Origin of the sequence: Paenibacillus sp. GM2 (assembly GCF_900069005.2) — a bacterium.
Lineage (GTDB): Bacteria > Bacillota > Bacilli > Paenibacillales > Paenibacillaceae > Fontibacillus.
Genome location: NZ_LN831279.1, coordinates 2026147 through 2044408, shown reverse-complemented (window position 1 = coordinate 2044408; position 18262 = coordinate 2026147). Strand labels below are relative to the sequence as shown.

15 protein-coding genes are annotated in these 18262 nt (G+C 48.8%); 13 read left to right on the top strand and 2 right to left on the bottom strand.

The annotated features are described in order from the left end of the window. Nucleotides 1-56: 56 nt before the first annotated feature. From BN1360_RS18925 to BN1360_RS18865, 13 genes are all read left to right on the top strand, one after another. Nucleotides 57-1052, top strand: a complete 996-nt coding sequence (locus BN1360_RS18925; protein ID WP_068781379.1) for an ABC transporter substrate-binding protein — start codon at nucleotides 57-59, stop codon at nucleotides 1050-1052. Nucleotides 1053-1076: 24 nt separating this feature from the next. Continuing rightward, the gene (locus BN1360_RS18920) at nucleotides 1077-2909 is read left to right on the top strand and encodes an ABC transporter ATP-binding protein (protein ID WP_068781378.1); all 1833 of its coding nucleotides are present in this window, start codon (nucleotides 1077-1079) and stop codon (nucleotides 2907-2909) included. After that, nucleotides 2878-4614 (top strand): ABC transporter ATP-binding protein, encoded by a 1737-nt coding sequence (locus tag BN1360_RS18915; protein ID WP_068781516.1) that lies wholly within the window; start codon nucleotides 2878-2880, stop codon nucleotides 4612-4614. The genes BN1360_RS18920 and BN1360_RS18915 overlap by 32 nt, the downstream gene beginning before the upstream one ends. 149 nt (nucleotides 4615-4763) lie before the next feature. Further along, complete coding sequence (locus BN1360_RS18910; protein WP_068781377.1) at nucleotides 4764-5324, top strand: TetR/AcrR family transcriptional regulator; 561 nt, start codon at nucleotides 4764-4766, stop codon at nucleotides 5322-5324. A gap of 179 nt (nucleotides 5325-5503) precedes the next feature. After that, nucleotides 5504-7273: an oleate hydratase gene (locus BN1360_RS18905; protein WP_068781376.1), complete on the top strand. Its 1770-nt coding sequence runs from the start codon at nucleotides 5504-5506 to the stop codon at nucleotides 7271-7273. A gap of 130 nt (nucleotides 7274-7403) precedes the next feature. Beyond that, nucleotides 7404-8015: a TetR/AcrR family transcriptional regulator gene (locus BN1360_RS18900; protein ID WP_068781375.1), complete on the top strand. Its 612-nt coding sequence runs from the start codon at nucleotides 7404-7406 to the stop codon at nucleotides 8013-8015. A 4-nt stretch (nucleotides 8016-8019) separates the two neighbouring features. Then, on the top strand, nucleotides 8020-8928 hold the full coding sequence (locus tag BN1360_RS18895; protein WP_068781374.1) for an alpha/beta fold hydrolase: 909 nt from the start codon (nucleotides 8020-8022) through the stop codon (nucleotides 8926-8928). Between the two features lie 383 nt (nucleotides 8929-9311). Beyond that, the gene (locus BN1360_RS18890; RefSeq protein ID WP_229521048.1) at nucleotides 9312-10562 is read left to right on the top strand and encodes an AraC family transcriptional regulator; all 1251 of its coding nucleotides are present in this window, start codon (nucleotides 9312-9314) and stop codon (nucleotides 10560-10562) included. 49 nt (nucleotides 10563-10611) lie between these two features. Continuing rightward, nucleotides 10612-11640, top strand: coding sequence for an ABC transporter substrate-binding protein (locus BN1360_RS18885; RefSeq protein ID WP_068781373.1), 1029 nt, complete (start codon nucleotides 10612-10614; stop codon nucleotides 11638-11640). A gap of 2 nt (nucleotides 11641-11642) precedes the next feature. Next, nucleotides 11643-12503 carry an alpha/beta hydrolase gene (locus BN1360_RS18880; RefSeq protein WP_068781372.1) on the top strand — a complete coding sequence of 287 codons (861 nt, stop codon included), beginning with the start codon at nucleotides 11643-11645 and terminating at the stop codon, nucleotides 12501-12503. A gap of 184 nt (nucleotides 12504-12687) precedes the next feature. After that, a complete protein-coding gene (gene nhaC / locus BN1360_RS18875) occupies nucleotides 12688-14076 on the top strand; it encodes a Na+/H+ antiporter NhaC (RefSeq protein ID WP_068781371.1) in 1389 nt (462 codons plus the stop codon). A 188-nt stretch (nucleotides 14077-14264) separates the two neighbouring features. Beyond that, a complete protein-coding gene (locus BN1360_RS18870; RefSeq protein WP_068781370.1) occupies nucleotides 14265-14738 on the top strand; it encodes a MarR family transcriptional regulator in 474 nt (157 codons plus the stop codon). 148 nt (nucleotides 14739-14886) lie between these two features. Next, entirely contained in the window at nucleotides 14887-16137 is a 1251-nt protein-coding gene (locus BN1360_RS18865) for an MFS transporter (RefSeq protein WP_068781369.1), read from the top strand. A gap of 201 nt (nucleotides 16138-16338) precedes the next feature. Here the strand turns inward: BN1360_RS18865 and BN1360_RS18860 are convergent, their stop codons facing one another. Beyond that, the gene (locus BN1360_RS18860) at nucleotides 16339-16734 is read right to left on the bottom strand and encodes a hypothetical protein (protein ID WP_068781368.1); all 396 of its coding nucleotides are present in this window, start codon (nucleotides 16732-16734) and stop codon (nucleotides 16339-16341) included. A 198-nt stretch (nucleotides 16735-16932) separates the two neighbouring features. After that, nucleotides 16933-18075, bottom strand: a complete 1143-nt coding sequence (locus BN1360_RS18855) for a family 8 glycosyl hydrolase (protein WP_068781514.1) — start codon at nucleotides 18073-18075, stop codon at nucleotides 16933-16935. Nucleotides 18076-18262 lie beyond the last annotated feature (187 nt).

The following is an 18262-nucleotide window of genomic DNA, read 5'->3' as shown; positions in this document are numbered from 1 at the left end:
GAAGCGGGCAAGCTGAAAATAGGAAGGGAAATGATCAATAAGGGGGTAGTTCAGAGATGAAAGTGCAGAGAGTGGCACGTATTAGTACGTTTGGTTTATTGATTTTTATGTTGCTGCTGGTCGCCGGTTGCGGCAGGTCTGACAAGGGACAGGCCGGTACAGTTCCGAGCGAGAGGGCTGCGGTGACTGGAGGGAATTCATCGCAGTCGCCTACACGAACAGTTCAGGACGCCAAGGGAGAGGTCACCATTCCCGCTGAACCCAGACGAATCGCTGATATTTCCGGCTCTACGGAAGAATTGCTGGTGCTTGGCTTCCAGCCTATATTAACCGGGAATACCGATATGGGAAATCCCGCTGAAGCAACGCCGCTTCTTAAAGAGAAGCTGGATCCAAACACGCTCATCGGCGGCTGGTTCCAGACAGAAGTGGATGTAGAGGCCGTGATGGCAGCCGAGCCCGACTTGATTCTGGCTGGGCCAACGCAGGAGAAAATCTATGATCAACTGTCGAGAATCGCTCCAACCGTTCGGGTTCCTTATGGTTTTAATGCTTTTCGGGACCGTTTTGCTTTTGTCTCCGCAGTGCTGGATAAGCATGAGGTGATGGAGCAATGGATGGCGGAATACGAAGCTCAAGCCGTCAAGGACAGGGAGAGAATTCAGGCGAAAACCGGGACAGAGAACTTTGCGATCATTGAGGCGACGCAGAAGGAGATTCGAATTTATTCCCGCACCGGCATCGCCGACATGATCTATAACGATCTCCGGCTTCCCCCGGCGCCGGGCTTGCCTGAGCCTGATGCGTGGGGCGGCAAAGTGACTAGCCTTGAGGGGCTGTCCACGCTGAATCCTGATCATCTGATTTTGATGGCCGATAGCTCGGTTAACGTTCTGGAGAAGAGCAGTATCTGGAACAGCCTGAAGGCCGTTCAGGCAGGCAAGGTATATCGTATGACAAGCCGCCAGAATTACAATGAAGCCTTCTTTGCCCTGGGCAAGAAATCGCTGATGAACCAGCTTGTCGAGGATATCCTGAAAGGCTCACAATAAGCGTTTTGTGAAGGAGGGATTTAATTGACTCACAAAAAAGGCATGTCCCGATTGTTTGAAATCGCCGGAGAAAGACGAGGTTTGTTAATACTCTCCGGTTTGCTGTCTTCGATAAGCGCCGTCTGTATGCTGGTGCCCTATGCCGCTGTATATTTCATTCTGAAGGAGCTGCTGGAGCATGCTGCCGAGCCGTCCATGGCCGATGGAGCGATGATGGTCCGTTGGGGAATTATCGCCCTCTGCGGTCTGCTGGGAAGCCTGGTCATGATGTATGCCGGAGGGATGGTTTCGCATGTGGCCGCTTTTCGAATTTTATATGGATTGAGGGTGAGATTGTCGGCCCACATCGGCAGGCTGCCGCTAGGCTGGTTGAATGGGACGTCAACGGGCGCGGTAAAGAAGACGATGGAGCAAAATGTAGAGAAGGTAGAGACCTTTATTGCCCACCAGCTTCCCGATCTTGTTCATGTCGCGGTCACCACTCTATTCATGATTGTGGTCATGTTCCTGCTCAACGTATGGCTGGCTATCGCCTGCATTGTACCTATCGTTCTTGCGCTGATTGTCCAGGGTTTGCTGATGTCCGGCTCTAAGACGCAGGAGAATGTGCGGAAGTATCACGATTCACTGGAACGGATGAACGCTTCTGCTGTTCAGTATGTAAGAGGAATGCCGGCCATTAAGGTATTCGGGCAAACGGTGCAATCCTTCCGTCAATTTTATGAAGATATGATTCGATATCGTGATTTTTGTTTGAAATATACCGACCAATTCCAGACCGGATATCTGGTATTCAAGGTGATTCTCGGCTCCTTCGCCGCGTTCGTTCTGCCGGTAGGCGTGTATCTGCTAAGCCGCGATCCGGGAAACGTTGCTTTCGCTTCCGTGCTGCTGTTCTTCCTGATCATGGCCCCGGGCATCTCTTCTCCGATGTTCAAGATCATGTCTTTGACCTCAACGCTGAGAGATATCCGCGAAGGGGTGGAACGCATTGACCGGATTCTCGAGGAGCAGCCTGTAACGGAACCGATACATCCGCAGCAGCCGGAGTCCTATGATATCAGCTTCGATCGCGTCTCCTTCGCTTACGATGCGGGGGCCGGAAGCATGGAGGCCTTATCGGATATTTCGTTTACCGCCAGACAAGGGGAGGTTACGGCGCTTGTGGGCCCGTCCGGAGCGGGCAAATCGACGGTGGCAAACCTGGTGCCCCGGTTCTGGGATGTGAAGTCCGGAGCGATTCGCATCGGCCATGTGGATGTCCGGGATATGGCCACCGCTGATCTGATGAATACCGTTGCTTTCGTATTTCAGGATTCATTTCTGTTCTATGATACGGTGTATAACAATATTGCCGTCGGTCGGCCTGACGCATCGCCGGAGGAGGTGCATGCAGCTGCGAGGGCGGCGCAGTGTCACGCCTTTATAGAACAGCTTCCGCAGGGCTATGACACACTGATCGGCGAAGGAGGCGTATACCTGTCCGGCGGGGAGGAACAGCGGCTGGCCGTTGCCAGGGCGATCCTCAAGAATGCCCCTGTGCTTGTGCTGGACGAGGCCACTGCATTTACTGATCCCGAGAATGAATATGAGATGCAGCTGGCCCTGAAGGAGCTGATGCAGAAGAAGACGGTCATCGTGATCGCGCATCGTCTGTCCACAATTAAGGATGCGGAGCAGATTCTCGTGATGGAGAGCGGACGCATCGCCGAACGGGGAAGGCATGAGAAATTGATCTCGGCTGGAGGAATCTATGCCCGAATGTGGGCTTCCTACCGGCAGACTGAGAATTGGAGCATCGGCCAGAAGGAGGGGGTGGATGAACATGAACATGCTGCGCAATATTACCTCGGGTAATCCCCGCGCCCTAATCAGACCGGTATTGTATACAACGCTGGCCAATTTGATTAGCATAGTTCCTTTTGTGCTGCTGGTGGAGGCAATCAGGATCATCTTTCAATCATTTATCACACCGGGGACTGCTCTCGATATGACACGTTTGTGGTGGGTATGCGGGGGGATGGCCTTGTCGTTGATACTTTTATATATCAGTGAGGTTCCTGCCTATCGCGCTCAGTATCGCATTGCTTACAGCGCCGCCGCTGACGGCCGGGCCCGTCTGGCCGAGCATTTGCGCAAGCTGTCGCTGGGCTTTCTGAACAAGCGGGATCCGGGGGACCTGGCCAATATGATGATGGGCGATTTCACGCTGCTGGAGCACGGCATCTCACATCTGGTCCCGCAGATGCTGGGGGCGATTGTCATGCCGCTTCTTGCTCTCGCAGGGCTATCGGTGCTCGATTGGCGCATGGCCCTATCGTTGTTCGCTGCGCTTCCGGTCGCTATTTTGCTGCTGCTATTGACCACCGGCCTGCAACGCAGGCTGGGGGCCCAGCATATGCGGGCCAAGATCGATGCGGCCAACCGTTTTCAGGAGTACCTGAACGGCATTCGCGTCATTAAGGCCTATAATTTGGGCGGGGAGCGCTTTGCCCGCCTGGAACGCTCATTCAAAGAATTAATGCGGCAGAGCATCCGGCTTGAAGGCTTGTTGGGGCCGATTGTATTGATGGCGATTGCCTGTATTCGGGCCGGCTTAACCTTTATGGTTATTGTAGGCGTTCATTTGCTGCTCGGCGGCAGCCTTGATTTGATGACCTTCGTGGCCTTTCTGATCATCGGAACCCGGATCTTCGAGCCGCTGACGATTGCGCTGGTTGGTTATGCGGAGTTCCGTTATCATGAGCAAGCCGGAGAGCGCATCGTCCGGCTGCTGCAGGAACCTGTGATGCAAGGCGACAGACAGCCCGCAGCAGGACATGATATCGAGTTCAGCGAGGTTACCTTCGGCTATCTGGAGCAGCCTGTTCTGCAAAAGGTAAGTCTCCGGATGCCGACAGGCTCCTTTACTGCTTTGGTCGGGCCTTCAGGCAGCGGAAAGAGCACCATGCTCCGCCTTATCGCCCGCTTCTATGATCCGGATCAAGGGACAGTGACCATGGGCGGCGAAGCGATTCATGCGATGGATCCGGAGGCGCTGCTGCAGAAGGTTTCCATGGTGTTTCAGGATGTGTATCTGTTCCAGGACACGATTGCTAACAACATCCGCTTCGGGAAAGGCGATGCAACCCGGGAAGAGATCGAATCCGCCGCACGGCTCGCCTGCTGTCATGAGTTCATTATGAAACTTCCCGAAGGCTATGACACGCCGGTCGGCGAAGGAGGCAGCACGCTGTCGGGCGGAGAGAAGCAGCGGATTTCCATCGCCAGGGCGATTCTGAAAGACGCTCCCGTCGTGCTTCTTGATGAGGCGACAGCTTCGCTGGACCCTGAGAATGAAGCGGAGATTCAGAAGGCGATTGACCAGCTTGTGCAAGGAAGAACCGTTATCGTGATTGCGCATCGCCTCAAGACGGTACGTCATGCCGATCAGATTGCTGTATTGGATCAGGGGCAGATTGTGGAGACAGGCCGGCATGAAGAACTGTTGTCCTTGAACGGTCTGTATGCCCGTCTGTGGCGGCGTCAGCATCAGACCGGCGAGTGGAGTATTTCTTCCTGAGCAACGACTTGATCACATAGGCCCTTTTAACGATTAGCTAAAGGGAGTTATAATAATAAAAGTTAATTTTTACAGCTTTTATGAGTATATCAAGCTCTCAATGCTAATTGTTAAGTAGAGTGATCATCTATTGAAAGGGCTGTGCGACGATGTCCGTAATGACGAAGAAGGCTTTGGCTTCCACTCTTAAATCGATGATGCAACAATCCTCCTTGGAGAAAATCACGGTGAAGGATCTGGTGGCCGAATGCGGAGTAAACCGACAGACATTTTATTATCATTTTCAGGATATATACGATTTGCTGGGCTGGATTTATAAGACGGAGGCGCTGGACGCGATATCCAACTGCCGCACCTATGATACCTGGCAGCATGGCTTCCTGAAAATATTCCATTACGTTTTAGACAACAAAAAGTTCTGCCTCAGTACCTATCGTTCCATGGGGCGGGAGCATTTGGATCTCTTCCTGCACCAGGCGGTGTTCGACCTGTTGATGGGTGTGATTGAAGAGGTTAATGCCGGCAAGCAGGTGCGATCGGAAGATAAGAAATTTATCGCCAACTTTTATACTTTTGCGTTCATCGGCATCATGCTGGAGTGGATTCGCAATGGCATGGGGGAAGACCCCGGTTTGATTATTGACCGACTGAGCATCCTGGTTGAAGGCGATGTGGAGAAGGCGATCAATAAATATGTGCACATTAGCTAGCGCGGGCCGGCCGGAATACAAAATTAAATATTTAGACATTTTAAGGGTTATGTATAAATTTTATACATAGCCCTTTTACTGTTTAGTGTAAACGCGCGGCAGGCGCAGTATAGTGAGTTTGCAGGGAAAATAATCATGTGTAGGTTGCGCTAATATGAATCTAAATGGAGGTTATAAGCATGTATTACAGCAATGGAAACTACGAAGCTTTTGCCCGTCCTAAAAAACCACATGGTGTGGATCAAAAATCTGCCTATTTAATTGGCTCAGGTCTAGCCTCATTGTCCGCGGCTGCCTTCCTCATACGCGATGGTCAGATGAAAGGTGAAAATATCCATATTCTTGAGGAACTCGATATTTCCGGAGGCGGATTGGACGGCATCTATGATGACGGCAGAGGATTCATTATTCGCGGTGGCCGGGAAATGGAAAACCATTTCGAATGCCTCTGGGATTTGTTCCGCTCCATTCCTTCATTGGAAACAGAAGGTGCATCGGTACTGGATGAATTTTATTGGCTCAATAAAGAGGATCCGAACTATTCCCTACAGCGTGCGATTCTCAATCGGGGCGAGGATGCGCATACCGATGGCAAATTTACACTGACACAAACCGCTTCTATGGAAATTATCAAATTGTTCTTTACTCCGGAAGAAGCGCTTGAAGATTTGAAAATTACAGATGTCTTCTCCGAAGATTTCTTCAACTCGAATTTCTGGCTTTACTGGCAGACAATGTTTGCGTTTGAACCATGGCATAGCGCGATGGAGATGCGCAGATATGTGACTAGATTTATTCACCATATCGGAGGATTGCCTGACTTCTCGGCCCTGAAATTCACTAAATATAATCAGTATGAGTCACTTGCACTGCCGCTGATGAAGTACTTGGAAGAACATGGTGTAACCTTCCAATTCGCGACGACCGTAACGAATGTAGAATTTGAGATTACGGGAACAAAGAAAGTGGCTAAAAAGCTCGTATATGTACAAAGAGGACAAGAAAAGCACATTGATCTGACTGAAAATGATCTGGTCTTTATTACAAACGGCAGCAATACCGAAAGCTCTACGCTAGGAGATAACAATACTCCTGCTGTAATGAATACTTCCCTCGGCGGAAGCTGGGAGCTGTGGAAGAAAATCGCGGAGCAGGACCCTGCCTTTGGCCGTCCGGATAAATTCTGCGGCAACATTGCGGAAAGCAACTGGGAATCCGCTACCGTTACAACGCTGGATGACCGCATCCCTCCTTACATCGAGAAAATTTGCAAACGGGACCCATTCAGCGGCAAAGTTGTAACCGGCGGTATTGTTACGGTGAAGGATTCGAAATGGCTGATGAGCTTTACGTTGAATCGCCAGCCTCACTTCAAATCCCAGCCGAAGGATCAGCTCGTCGTATGGGTGTATAGCTTGTATTGCGACGTGCCAGGCGATTACATCAAAAAACCGATGAAAGACTGTACAGGGATTGAAATCACCGAAGAGTGGCTCTATCATATGGGCGTACCTGTAGCAGAGATTCACGATATGGCCGTAAACTCCGCCAACTGTGTTCCTTGCATGATGCCGTATGTTACCTCATACTTCATGCCAAGAGCAGCAGGGGACCGTCCGAACGTCGTGCCTGATGGCTGTGTCAACGCTGCTTTTATCGGCAACTTCGCCGAGACACCGCGCGATACGGTGTTTACTACGGAATACTCCGTCCGTACCGCGATGGAAGCCGTATATACCTTGTTGGACATTGACCGCGGTGTTCCGGAAGTATTCGGATCTGCTTATGATGTTCGTGTGCTTTTGGATTCCACCGCGAAAATGATGGATGGCAACAAGCTTACCGACATGGAGCTTCCTGATACCGTGAAACTAGCTGCAATGACGGGGATAAAGAAGATCTCAGACACCAGAATCATGCAGCTGTTAAAAGAATATAAGTTGATTTAAACTGGGGAGCATTAATCGGGAAATCGCCTGGATGGGCGGTTTCCTTTTTATATATTTTTGATTGACTATTTAATCAATGAACATTATGATTCTTTTATAAGCTAAACTTGCATGAAGGAGGCGGTACGTTATGTCCCCAAGAATCGATGAACAGAATCAGCAAATTCGTGATGCGCGCAAGCAGCAATTGCTCGAAGCCGGGGCGAAGGTGTTTGGGGAACGAGGTTATGCGGGAACAAAAATAAGCGATATTGTCGGAGAAGCCAAATTAAGCCACGGTCTGATTTATCATTATTTTGCTTCCAAAGAGGATATTTATATCGAGCTGGCCAGAACTGCGTTTATAACGTCCTATGAGACGATCCGTGAGGTTGTGGAGAGCGGCGGAAGTCCGTATGAACGGCTGAAGGCGCTGACGGAAGGAATCTTTGCTCATACTGCAGAAAGCGGTTATTTCTTCCTGATCGCTTTGCAAACCAATACTTCGAAGACGGTGCCCGCAGAGGCCACGGCAATATCGAGGGAATACGCTCAACAAAGCATGCGATGGCTTGAGCGATTATTTCGCGAGGGTCAGGAGCAAGGGGAGTTCATTGATGCCGATCCCTTGAAGCAAGCCCTTATGTATTCTTCCATGCTGAACGGGGTTGTATTCACACGCCTGACCTATCCCGAACTGGAGGACTTCCCGCAGGTGGATCAAATCTTGCGAATTTTCGTGCATGCACGTGCAGAGGAGTGATCTTATGGAAATGAAGGGATTATCCATATATAGAAACGAGCAGGGGAGAGACCGCTTCGTGGCAGCCTATGACCAAGCATTAAGCGAGTGGCCGGTCTCCTACGAAATAAGCTATGTATCCACCCAATTTGGGGATACGCATCTTATCCGTTGCGGGGATCCAGCCGATCCGCCTTTGCTGCTTATTCATGGCATGACCGCTACGTCCCTGATGTGGAGCGCTAATATCGCTGAGTGGTGCAGCGGGTATTACGTATATTGCGTCGATGTTCCTGGTGATTTTGGCAAGAGCACGCTGCTGAAGCCGTTATCCAGTAAAGAGGCGGCCGCACAGTGGTTATTGGAGCTGACCCGGGAGCTTGGCTTGGAGAAGTTTCATTTACTGGGGCATTCGATGGGCGGATTTATATCTTTGAATTTTGCGGTGGTTCATCCGGAACGCGTGAGTTCACTGACTTTGCTGGCGCCTGCCGGCTCCTTTGCACCTTTGTCCAGGATGTTTTATTGGCATATGTTTCCGGCGGTGATGCTGAAGACACAGTGGTTGATCGACCGGGCATTTGCCTGGTGCATGTCGAGGCATAATAGCCTCGATCAATTACCCGCTTCTTACCGGGCGCTGATGTCAGCAAGCTATAAGAACTGTTTTCCACGGCTGGGTCTGCTTCCTACGGTCTTTACAGAAGCGGAGCTTGCTCAATGCTCATTTCCAACTCTATTGATCGTCGGGGAAGATGAGGTGATCTACCGTCACTCCCTTTCGGATGTACAGGCGAAGGCGCGCCTGCTTCCCGATATAACCCTCGCAACCGTGCCCAAGGCCGGGCATCTCCTAAGTATTGAACAGAAGCAGCGGATTAATCAATTGGTGATGAAATTTCTGGGTAAGCATGCGGGGAATGTTACGGTGTAGATGGTGTAGGGTAGATAGTCCATAGCTCTAACGAAACACCATATCGTTATTTTCGGGAAATTAGCACCTACTCAAATTTAACGAAACACTGTAACGCTATTTTGGAGAAAATCCGCCCTTTATCCCTTTATTTACTCAAATAACGATGCCCAGTTTCGTAAAAGTTTGAAATCTCTCGTTTTGAGGCAAATAACGATGCCCAGTTTCGTTACAAGTTGTTGAGCACTAGAGCAGACCCCGTTTTGCGGTCTCAAAGGTATACATTCTAGCACAGGACTTGATCTCACCGGGAAGGTATGCTAATTTTAACGATAATATGATAATGATTATCATTATCATATTATCGTTTTCGTTATTACATCTTTCCAAGGGAGAGGTTCTCTGTGCATACCAATGAAACATCACATACAAAAAGCGGCTTTACTGCAACAGATGGCGTGCATGCGACTAAAGCGCAAAGAGCGGGCACATATAATAGGGCGGATCTGCTGGAAATCAAGACGTATATGGAGAGTCACTATGATGAACCGTTGTCGATCGCACAGCTGGCCAAGATGGCAAACATTAGCCCCAAATATTTTGTGGATTTATTTAAAAAAACGTTCGGCCAAAGTGCGATGGAATATTTAACGGATGTCCGCATTCGGCATGCCAAGCGGTATTTGGCGGAATCCGAAGAGCGGCTGCGGGATATTGCCAGGAAGGTAGGGTATAAGGATGAATTTTATTTTAGTCGTAAATTTAAAAAGGAAGTGGGTGTAGCGCCCTCTGAATTCGCTAAAAATACCCGCAAGCGTGTGGCGGCATGTTCCCCCTCAGCGATCGGACATTTGCTTGCGCTGAATATCATTCCGCAGATCGCCCCCCTCGATCCCAAATGGACTCCGTATTACTACAACCTTTACAGCAGCGAGATCAAGTCGCATCTTATTCTCACCAGCCCTTATTACAAATTAACATTTGAGACCAATCTGGGTAGGCTGAGTCAGGCCCATCCGGATGTTATTATCGGTTCTGAACGGCTGCAAATGAGCGAAGATAACCGGTTGAACTCAATCGCGCCAGTACATTACATCACAGACCAAAAAGGCTGGAGAGATCAACTGCTTGATATCGCCGCATATTTGGACAAAGAGGCTGCTGCACAGCAGTGGATACGCAATTACGAGCGTAAGGTCCAGGCTGCGCGGGAGCAGTTAAGCGCTTCGCTGGGGAGGGATCGTATTCTGGTGCTGCGGATTTACCGTACGCAAATGTTCGCATACCGGAATCGGGGACTCCAGGAGCTGCTTTACGACGATTTAAAACTTCGGCCTGCTGGCAGCAGAGAACTGCACAGCCACTTGCCTATGGCGCTGCAGGAACTGCAAGAGATAAATCCTGAGCGGATTTTGTTGACCATATGTCCGGAGGCTTCAACACGCAAATTCTGGTTGGCATTGCAGCATTCGGCCGAGTGGAAGCAGCTCCAGGCTGTACGGAACGATCATGTATATATGATTAATGCCGATCCCTGGTTTGAATATTCAGCGGTGGCCATGGCCCGGATGCTGGATGAAGCACTGCTCTTATTTACCGGAAATTGTCCAAATATACTTCCGGATAATGACTATGGTGAATCCTTGGCAAAATAAGTATACTCAAAGTCGATTGAGAACGATTATCAACTAAGGGGGATATATCATGTCAAGACTTTGGGGTACGAGAGAAAAGGGAAGGAAAACTCTATTTTTGGTTTTATTAAGCTGTGTGATTGCAGGGAGTCTGCTGGCGGGATGCAGTTCCCAGGCGAAGAACGGCGGTGCGGCACTCGAACCTGAACAGCAGGCCGGAGAGGTTAAAGCATCCGCTGATTCTGGCAATAAAGGAAATGGCAGTGAGGAAAAGCAAGAACGGATCATAAAGGACGAGCTTGGGCACGAGGTTAAGCTGACCGGTACACCGGCGAAGATCATTGCTCCTTATCTGGAAGAGTCTCTGCTGAAGCTGGGGGTAACTCCTGTTGCCCGATATTCTAATGCCAAGGATGGACATCGCGATTGGATAGAGGGCTTAAACGATGTGCCGATCCTGGATTTTTCCGAAGGATTGCCTTCGCCTGAAGTTATGATGTCGTATAGTCCGGACCTTATCATCTTGCAGACGGAAACCTTTGCGGCAAATGGGGTTTATGAGAGCTATGCGAAGGTTGCACCGACTTATGTTTTTAAAAATGCCTCCGGCAATATGGAGCAGTCGCTTGCTGTCATAGGGGATTTACTCGGTAAATCGGCTGAGGCTGAGGCGGCATTGCAGGATTACCGCGAGAAAATCAATGAGGCTAAAGAGAAATTAAGCAAGGTTATGGAGAATAAAAAGATTGCAATTATCCGCTTTGCTCCTAAAGGAATCAATATGATGGGAGGCAACTATTTAGCCGGGTATGTGCTCCATCAAGAGCTGGGACTCGGCAAGACAAAGCTGATCGGGGATGCCAACAGCGCTGCCCTCTCATTGGAGGTCGTTCCCGAGCTGGACGCGGATTACATATTTGCTATCGATCAAGGGGGAGACCGGGCGATGATGGATAGCCCGATCTGGAAGAGCATGCCGGCTGTCAAGCAGGGACATGTCTATGAGGTGGACAGCGGCTATTGGCTCGGAAGCGGCCTGATTGCTTATGAGAAAATTATCGATGATGTGCTGCGGTTTCTGATTCCGCAGGAGGGCTAGCGATGGAACCGATAATATCAGAAGCAGCGCCTTCGGATGCTGCATATCAGCAAGTGAACATCCCCTATGCCGAGCAATGGGGAATGACTTCACGCGAGGGGCGAACCTATCGGATTATTGCAGCTCGTCCCTTGGGAGAGCCTCCGCCCGCCGGATATCCGGTTATCTACTTGCTGGACGGGAATTCCGTATTCGGCACGATGGTAGAAGCGCTGAGGCTGCAATGTCGCAGACCGGATCATACAGGAGTGATGCCTGCAATAGTCGTCGCTATTGGTTATGAGACGAACGGTCCGTATGCGCCGGAACGCTTCTATGACCTTACACCGCTGCCGTCGATGGAATATCGCAGGCGTTTCGATAATGAACGGATTCCTGAGCAAGGCGGGGCAAGGGAATTCCTGCACTTTATTGAAGAGGAGCTGAAGCCGCGAATCGAAGGGAGATTCCCGGTCGATCGCACGCGGCAGGCGCTGTTCGGACATTCTCTTGGTGGATTGTTCACCGTGTATGCGCTGTTCAGCAAGCCGGAAGCCTTTCAATATTACATCGCAGGCAGTCCATCGCTGCACTGGAACCAGGAATATATGCTGGACTTGGAAAGGGAATTTATCGCTCTGGCCAGAAAGCTGCCAGTCCGGGTCAGGGTGCTCTTTGGTGTAGGGGAACTGGAAAAATCGCATGAATGCGGCAACTGTGCTCGAGCCCAAGCGCTTAGCGAACGACTGGCAGCAATTTCGGCGGACATCGGGGTTAGGGCCGAATACCAGGAATTCGCTGGGGAAGGCCATGTGTCAGTGTTGCCGGTATTGATCAGCCGCGCGCTGAGGTTCGCATTACATCCATGCTCTGAAGAGGAATAATCGGGGAATGTTCATCACCTAGACATTGACTCCTTATGCTTTTATCGTTATAGTACCTTTGTGCTTCAATGCAAGAAAGCCTGAAAGCAGGGAAGCGCAAAGGCGATAAATCATTCTGCAGCTTCAGCGGAGCTGAGAATATTTATTTCCGGGCAGCAACCATTGAATAAGGAGTCCTTACACCATGAACCGAGAGCTAAGTTTCTCAAAAAGTATTTTTCTTATTGTTTTTATTCTGGCGCTTTTATTTGTCTCCATATTTCTCTTGAAATCGGAGCCGCATTTGCCACTGTTGGCAACAACCGTGGGTACAGCAACGATGCTGCGCCTGTTTGGCTTCCCCTGGAAGAAGCTCGAATCGGCGATTATTCAGGGAATCCAGACGGCGATTATGCCGATTCTTATTTTGTCACTGATCGGCATTCTTATCGCGGTATGGATGATGAGCGGAACAGTTCCAACGATTTTATACTATGGGATGGACTATATTAAACCGCAATTTTTTGCGGTGAGTGCGCTATATGTTACGATCATCGTCTCGATGTTTACCGGCAGTTCATTTACTACGGTGAGTACGGTTGGTGTTGCCTTCATGGGCATTGCCTTAACGACGGGAATATCTCCAACCTTGGCTGCAGGGGCGATCATCTGTGGGGCCTGCTTTGGCGATAAAATGTCGCCGCTATCGGACACGACGAATTTTGCCCCCGCTGTAGCAGGCGTCTCCATATTCACACATATTCGCAATATGATGTACACAACGATCCCGGCACTGGTTATTACAACTATATTTTTTATGTTCGCGCCACGGCCTGAGGCAATGGATCTATCTTCTATCCAGCAGATCAAGCTGGCCCTGGAAGAAGGGTTCCGGATCCACGGGTTGACGCTTCTGTCGCCAATCGCTGTCATCGCTTGTTCGGTCAAACGGGTGTCTATCATACCAACCCTAGTCATAGGGATCGTCACCGGACTTCTGATTACGGCATTCGTTCAGCATCAGACGGCAATCGATGTCTGGTTCAGCGTTATGCAGAGTGGGTATCATAGCACGATCGCTAACGGGACTGTAGCTTCCATCGTGAATCGCGGTGGCTTGCAGTCGATGATGTGGTCGGTATCGCTAATTCTGATCGCTCTTTCTCTAGGTGGCTTGTTGCAGCATTGCGGTGTAATCGATGCTTTTTTCCGCAAAGTAATTCAGCCCTTGAAGCGAAGCAGCGCTATCGTTCTAATGACAGGCGCATCGTCCATCGCGGTAAACGGGATGACTGGGGAACAATACTTGTCGATCCTGCTGCCTGGCCAAATGTTCAAGGACGAATATAATCGCAGAGGCATTCCGGCCAAGACGCTGTCGCGTACGCTGGAGGATTGCGGCACACTTGTCAATCCGTTGATTCCATGGGGAGTCAGTGGTGCTTTCTTTGCCGCGACCCTTGGGGTTCCTGTCATCGAATATCTGCCTTACGCGACCTTCTTGTGGCTGAGTCCGTTCATCACATTTGCCTATGCCCTGATCCCGAGCTTGCAGAAGAAGTCGCTTGGTCAGGAGCAGGTAGTCTCAGGGTAAAAAAATATGGAGCCTGGTATAGGGGTCCGGCTTACAAACAAACAGGGTTTTGGAACGAGTTAATTCCGTTTCAATCCTGTTTATTTATTTTGCTGCCAAATCTATGGTATGTGTCAGAGGATCGCTTTTTTATGGTGCCCACTTTGTATATAATAGGATTAATGCACCAATGGGTGGGAGGACAGGCCGTGAATAAAGAAGAACAGGTCATGATGGCTTTAAGGGACGTATTCAACAAGATGGCTTGGCTTAATAAGTTTAAGATGGAAGACAGTCTTAAGGGATATAAGCCTACCGAAGTACATTGCATCGAATACATTGAGAAAAATGTGGATTCCAACGTCACCAAGCTTGCTGAATCCTTTTATATGACTAGAAGCGCTATGAGCAAAATAACTAAAAGGCTCATAGAAAAGGGCCTTATTGAAAGCTATCAGAAACAGGATAATAAGAAAGAAATCTATTATAGGCTTACTGAGCAGGGGAAAGTCATTTATGAAATTCATGAGAAATTGCACAAAGAGTTTCAGGAGCGGGATAAAGCCGTATTTGAGCAGGTGACTGTGGAACAATTCGACAGCATGCTTAGCTTCGTGGAAAAGTATAGTAAGCATCTGGATGGAGAAATAAAAAAAATGGGTATGGACATGAAGTCGGAGTAAATTGAATAATGAAGATAAAACCAACAGACAGCCTAACTCTACAGAGTACGGGCTGTTTTTTTCTCTACTTTTTTGTTGACAAGGAAACAAAACTACCATATTATTGTTGACGAGGAAACAAAACAATGAGTTTCGAAAGGAGAATGTAATGTTTAGACATCCATCTGATAATAAACAGAAAACAGATCAAGCGGTAGATAAACACGCTTTAATATTCGGTCTCATTTCTGTGTTTCTTTGTGGAATAGGCTTCAGCATCATCGCACCTGTTGTCCCATTCTTAGTGCAGCCTTATATAAGCAATCCGGGAGAACAAGCTATAGTAGTTACGCTGCTTACCTCCGTTTATGCAGTCTGCGTATTTTTGGCGGCCCCTGTACTTGGAACTTTGAGCGACAAATATGGACGGCGTCCGCTACTCTTGGTATGCCTTTTGGGCTCCGCAATCGGGTACTTCGTTTTTGGTATCGGCGGAGCTCTATGGGTGTTATTCGCAGGTCGCATCATAGAAGGGATCACAGGCGGCAGCATAGGTACGATTTTCGCATATTTTGCAGACATCATTCCTCCGGAACAACGAACCAAATATTTTGGATGGGTGAGTGCTGTTGTAGGTGTGGGCACCGTCATCGGGCCAACTTTGGGAGGATTACTGGCCAAGTTTGGTTATGCTGTACCGATGTATTTTGGAGCCGTAATAACGTTATTGAATGTGGCTTATGGATTTTTCTTTATGCCGGAGAGCCTCGACAAGAAGAACAGACTGAAAGAGATTACCTTTGTGAGGCTGAATCCATTGGCACAGCTTGCCAATATCCTTTCCATGAAAAACTTGAAATGGCTGCTTGTCTCCGCATTTTTGCTTTGGTTGCCAAACGGATCTTTACAGGCGGTATTCTCGCAATTTACGCTGGATACCTTCAGCTGGAAGCCAGCAATCATCGGGCTTATGTTCTCAATATTGGGTGTCCAGGATATCGTCTCACAAGGTTTCATCATGCCGAAGCTGTTGATAAAACTTACTGATAAACAAATCGCAATTCTTGGAATGGGATCAGAAATTATGGGCTACGGCCTTATTGCGCTGTCTGCTTTGCTCTCTTTCTATCCGCTTCTTATCGCTGGCATGTTCATATTTGGTTTTGGCGATTCGATCTTTGGGCCTTCATTTAACGGGATGCTGTCCAAGTCTGTAGATTCCAGTGAACAAGGGAGGATTCAAGGGGGGAGCCAATCTATTCAGGCTTTAGCGAGAATGATTGGACCTATCATTGGAGGTCAAATCTATGTAACTATGGGTCATGCCGCACCTGCTTTTATGGGGTTGATCCTCATTGCAGCAGCAATCCCCATTTTGTATAAGCGGACGCAGGCGGATAGAAATATAAGTCATCCCTAACGAAACTACGGATCGTTATTTCCTCGAAAACGGTGGTAAATTTATTCTAACGAATCTCCGTATCGTTATTTAAAGGAAAAACCAGCTTTAAGCCAATCATTGCGTTTAATAGCGATACCTAGTTTCGTTAGAATTTGAAACCACCTTTTTAGGCCGATTAGCGATGCTCAGTTTCGTTAGAGAAGGTTTTTCAATGATTCGTTAGCCAAAGGAGGTGAGCACGCTTTGTTCAATAAGCTCCTTGAGTTCTTGGCAATGTGCTTCGTACTGCTTGGCAGTAATGCTTCCGCTTTTTAGGCGCTCATCCAGCTGCTTTTGCAATTGGTGGGTCTGTAGCTCAATGACTTGATCAATATCGCCGTCTTGATCCGCCGCAATGTCATACAATGATTTTCCCTCATATAACGACTCGTACAGTTCCTTGTCAGAGGGTTGATTCAAAGCTTCTAGCAAATCATCCTTACCAGGATTCTTATTGTCGGTTGCTGATAGTCTGGCGACCGGACTTGCGCTTGTGATGGAGCCGCTTAACGCGGTGTTTCCGAAGGAAATTACGGCTACCATCGTTCCGACGATCATCACTCGCTTTATGTTCATATAGAAGAACCTCGTTTCATAGTTTTGAGTACCTGATGTTGGGTTAAGTGAGAAATGAATTCTAATACTATTGTAGACAACGAACCTGAAGCTAACCTTAATTGTTCTTTAAGACCAATTTAAAAATAGGGCAGAATAGGTTAATAAAATAAAGAGGCGGCTTCCAGTATGGAAGCTGCCTCTGATTTGCCTGACTGATCAATAAATTCGGAAATTGCCGCTTAGAGCAAGTAGGGCAAAAAAATACAGACAATTGTCGTAATAGCGCCGTTTGCCGCTGCGAAGGGGGGTATTCCAGAACAGGTGTACAAATCGTTCCGCATCAGGTCCGTCCGCAGCCAGCGATGCCGCCGCATTGGTCGCCAGCAGCCCTATAGGATGCAGCGCCGCTTCTTCAAAAGGCTGGCCGTCAATCGTATAGCGACGGTAGTCCGACACGTCAATATCGCGGAAGAAACGTTGAATCCGGTTCGATTGCTCCACCTGCCAAGGGTCCTTCCGGAACCATTCCCAATCGAGGGCAATATTCGCGGCAACCCGGTACGCATCGCTGAAGAAATGTCGGTAGTCGCCATGGGGCTGGGGCTCGGCAGGTGTTCCGTCGTAATTCGCATATTCTGCTGCCAGTCCGGTGACCGGATGACAGGCTTTATGCAGGTAGCTTCGGCTTGCCTCAGCGGCTTCGCTCCAAAAGGCTCGATCCTGCTCATCCGCGTACAGGGCGAACAACTCATAGAAATGGGGGAGATGATAGGAAGGATCGCTAAAGGAAGATTCCGGCACGAATTTGATCAGCTTGGTTGCCGGATCAAACATCGGATCGCCTTCTCCGTTTTCGCCTTGATGCAGGCAAGCGCGGAGAATTGTTCTCGCCTGTGCCGAGTAGTCGTAAGGCTCTGGCCCGTCTCCCCAGCGATTTGAGGCGAAGAATAACGCCATGGCAAAGAATTCTTCACCATCTGGTGCGGGTCCCGGAGACAACCTCGTTCCATCCGGTTTGCAATGCCAAGCGAAATAATCTTTATAACGTCCTTCCGTATGCTGCATGAATTGCTTAGCGAATGTCCACAGCCGATCAAATTCCTCTTTTTTGTTCATCTGAACAGCCATCATCATTCCGTAGGATAGGCCTTCGGTTCTTACATCAAGGTTGCCGGTATCCAGCAAATATCCTTTATTCTCGTCCAACTGGTAGTAGATCCGCACATCCGAATCCCCGTAGAACAGTTCATTCCATGTGCTTTCAAGCTTTGCGTTGATTTCTTCCTCAGAATAGCCGATTTCCCTGAACAAATTTCTATATTGCTTCGTGTTATAAGCCGCTTGCTCGAAAGTTGTCATCGCTTCCTCCAGGATATCTTTTTGTCCAAAGTATACCATATTGAAAGATGTATAAATTAAAGTGTTTCCCCTAAATAATATAGATTTCCGAAGGGAATCAGTAAGAAAAAACCATAATTGTGATGGAATTCACATATTAAAGAAAGCTTACCTTTAAAGGTTTGGTGGCGGATTAGTGAAGTCTTGT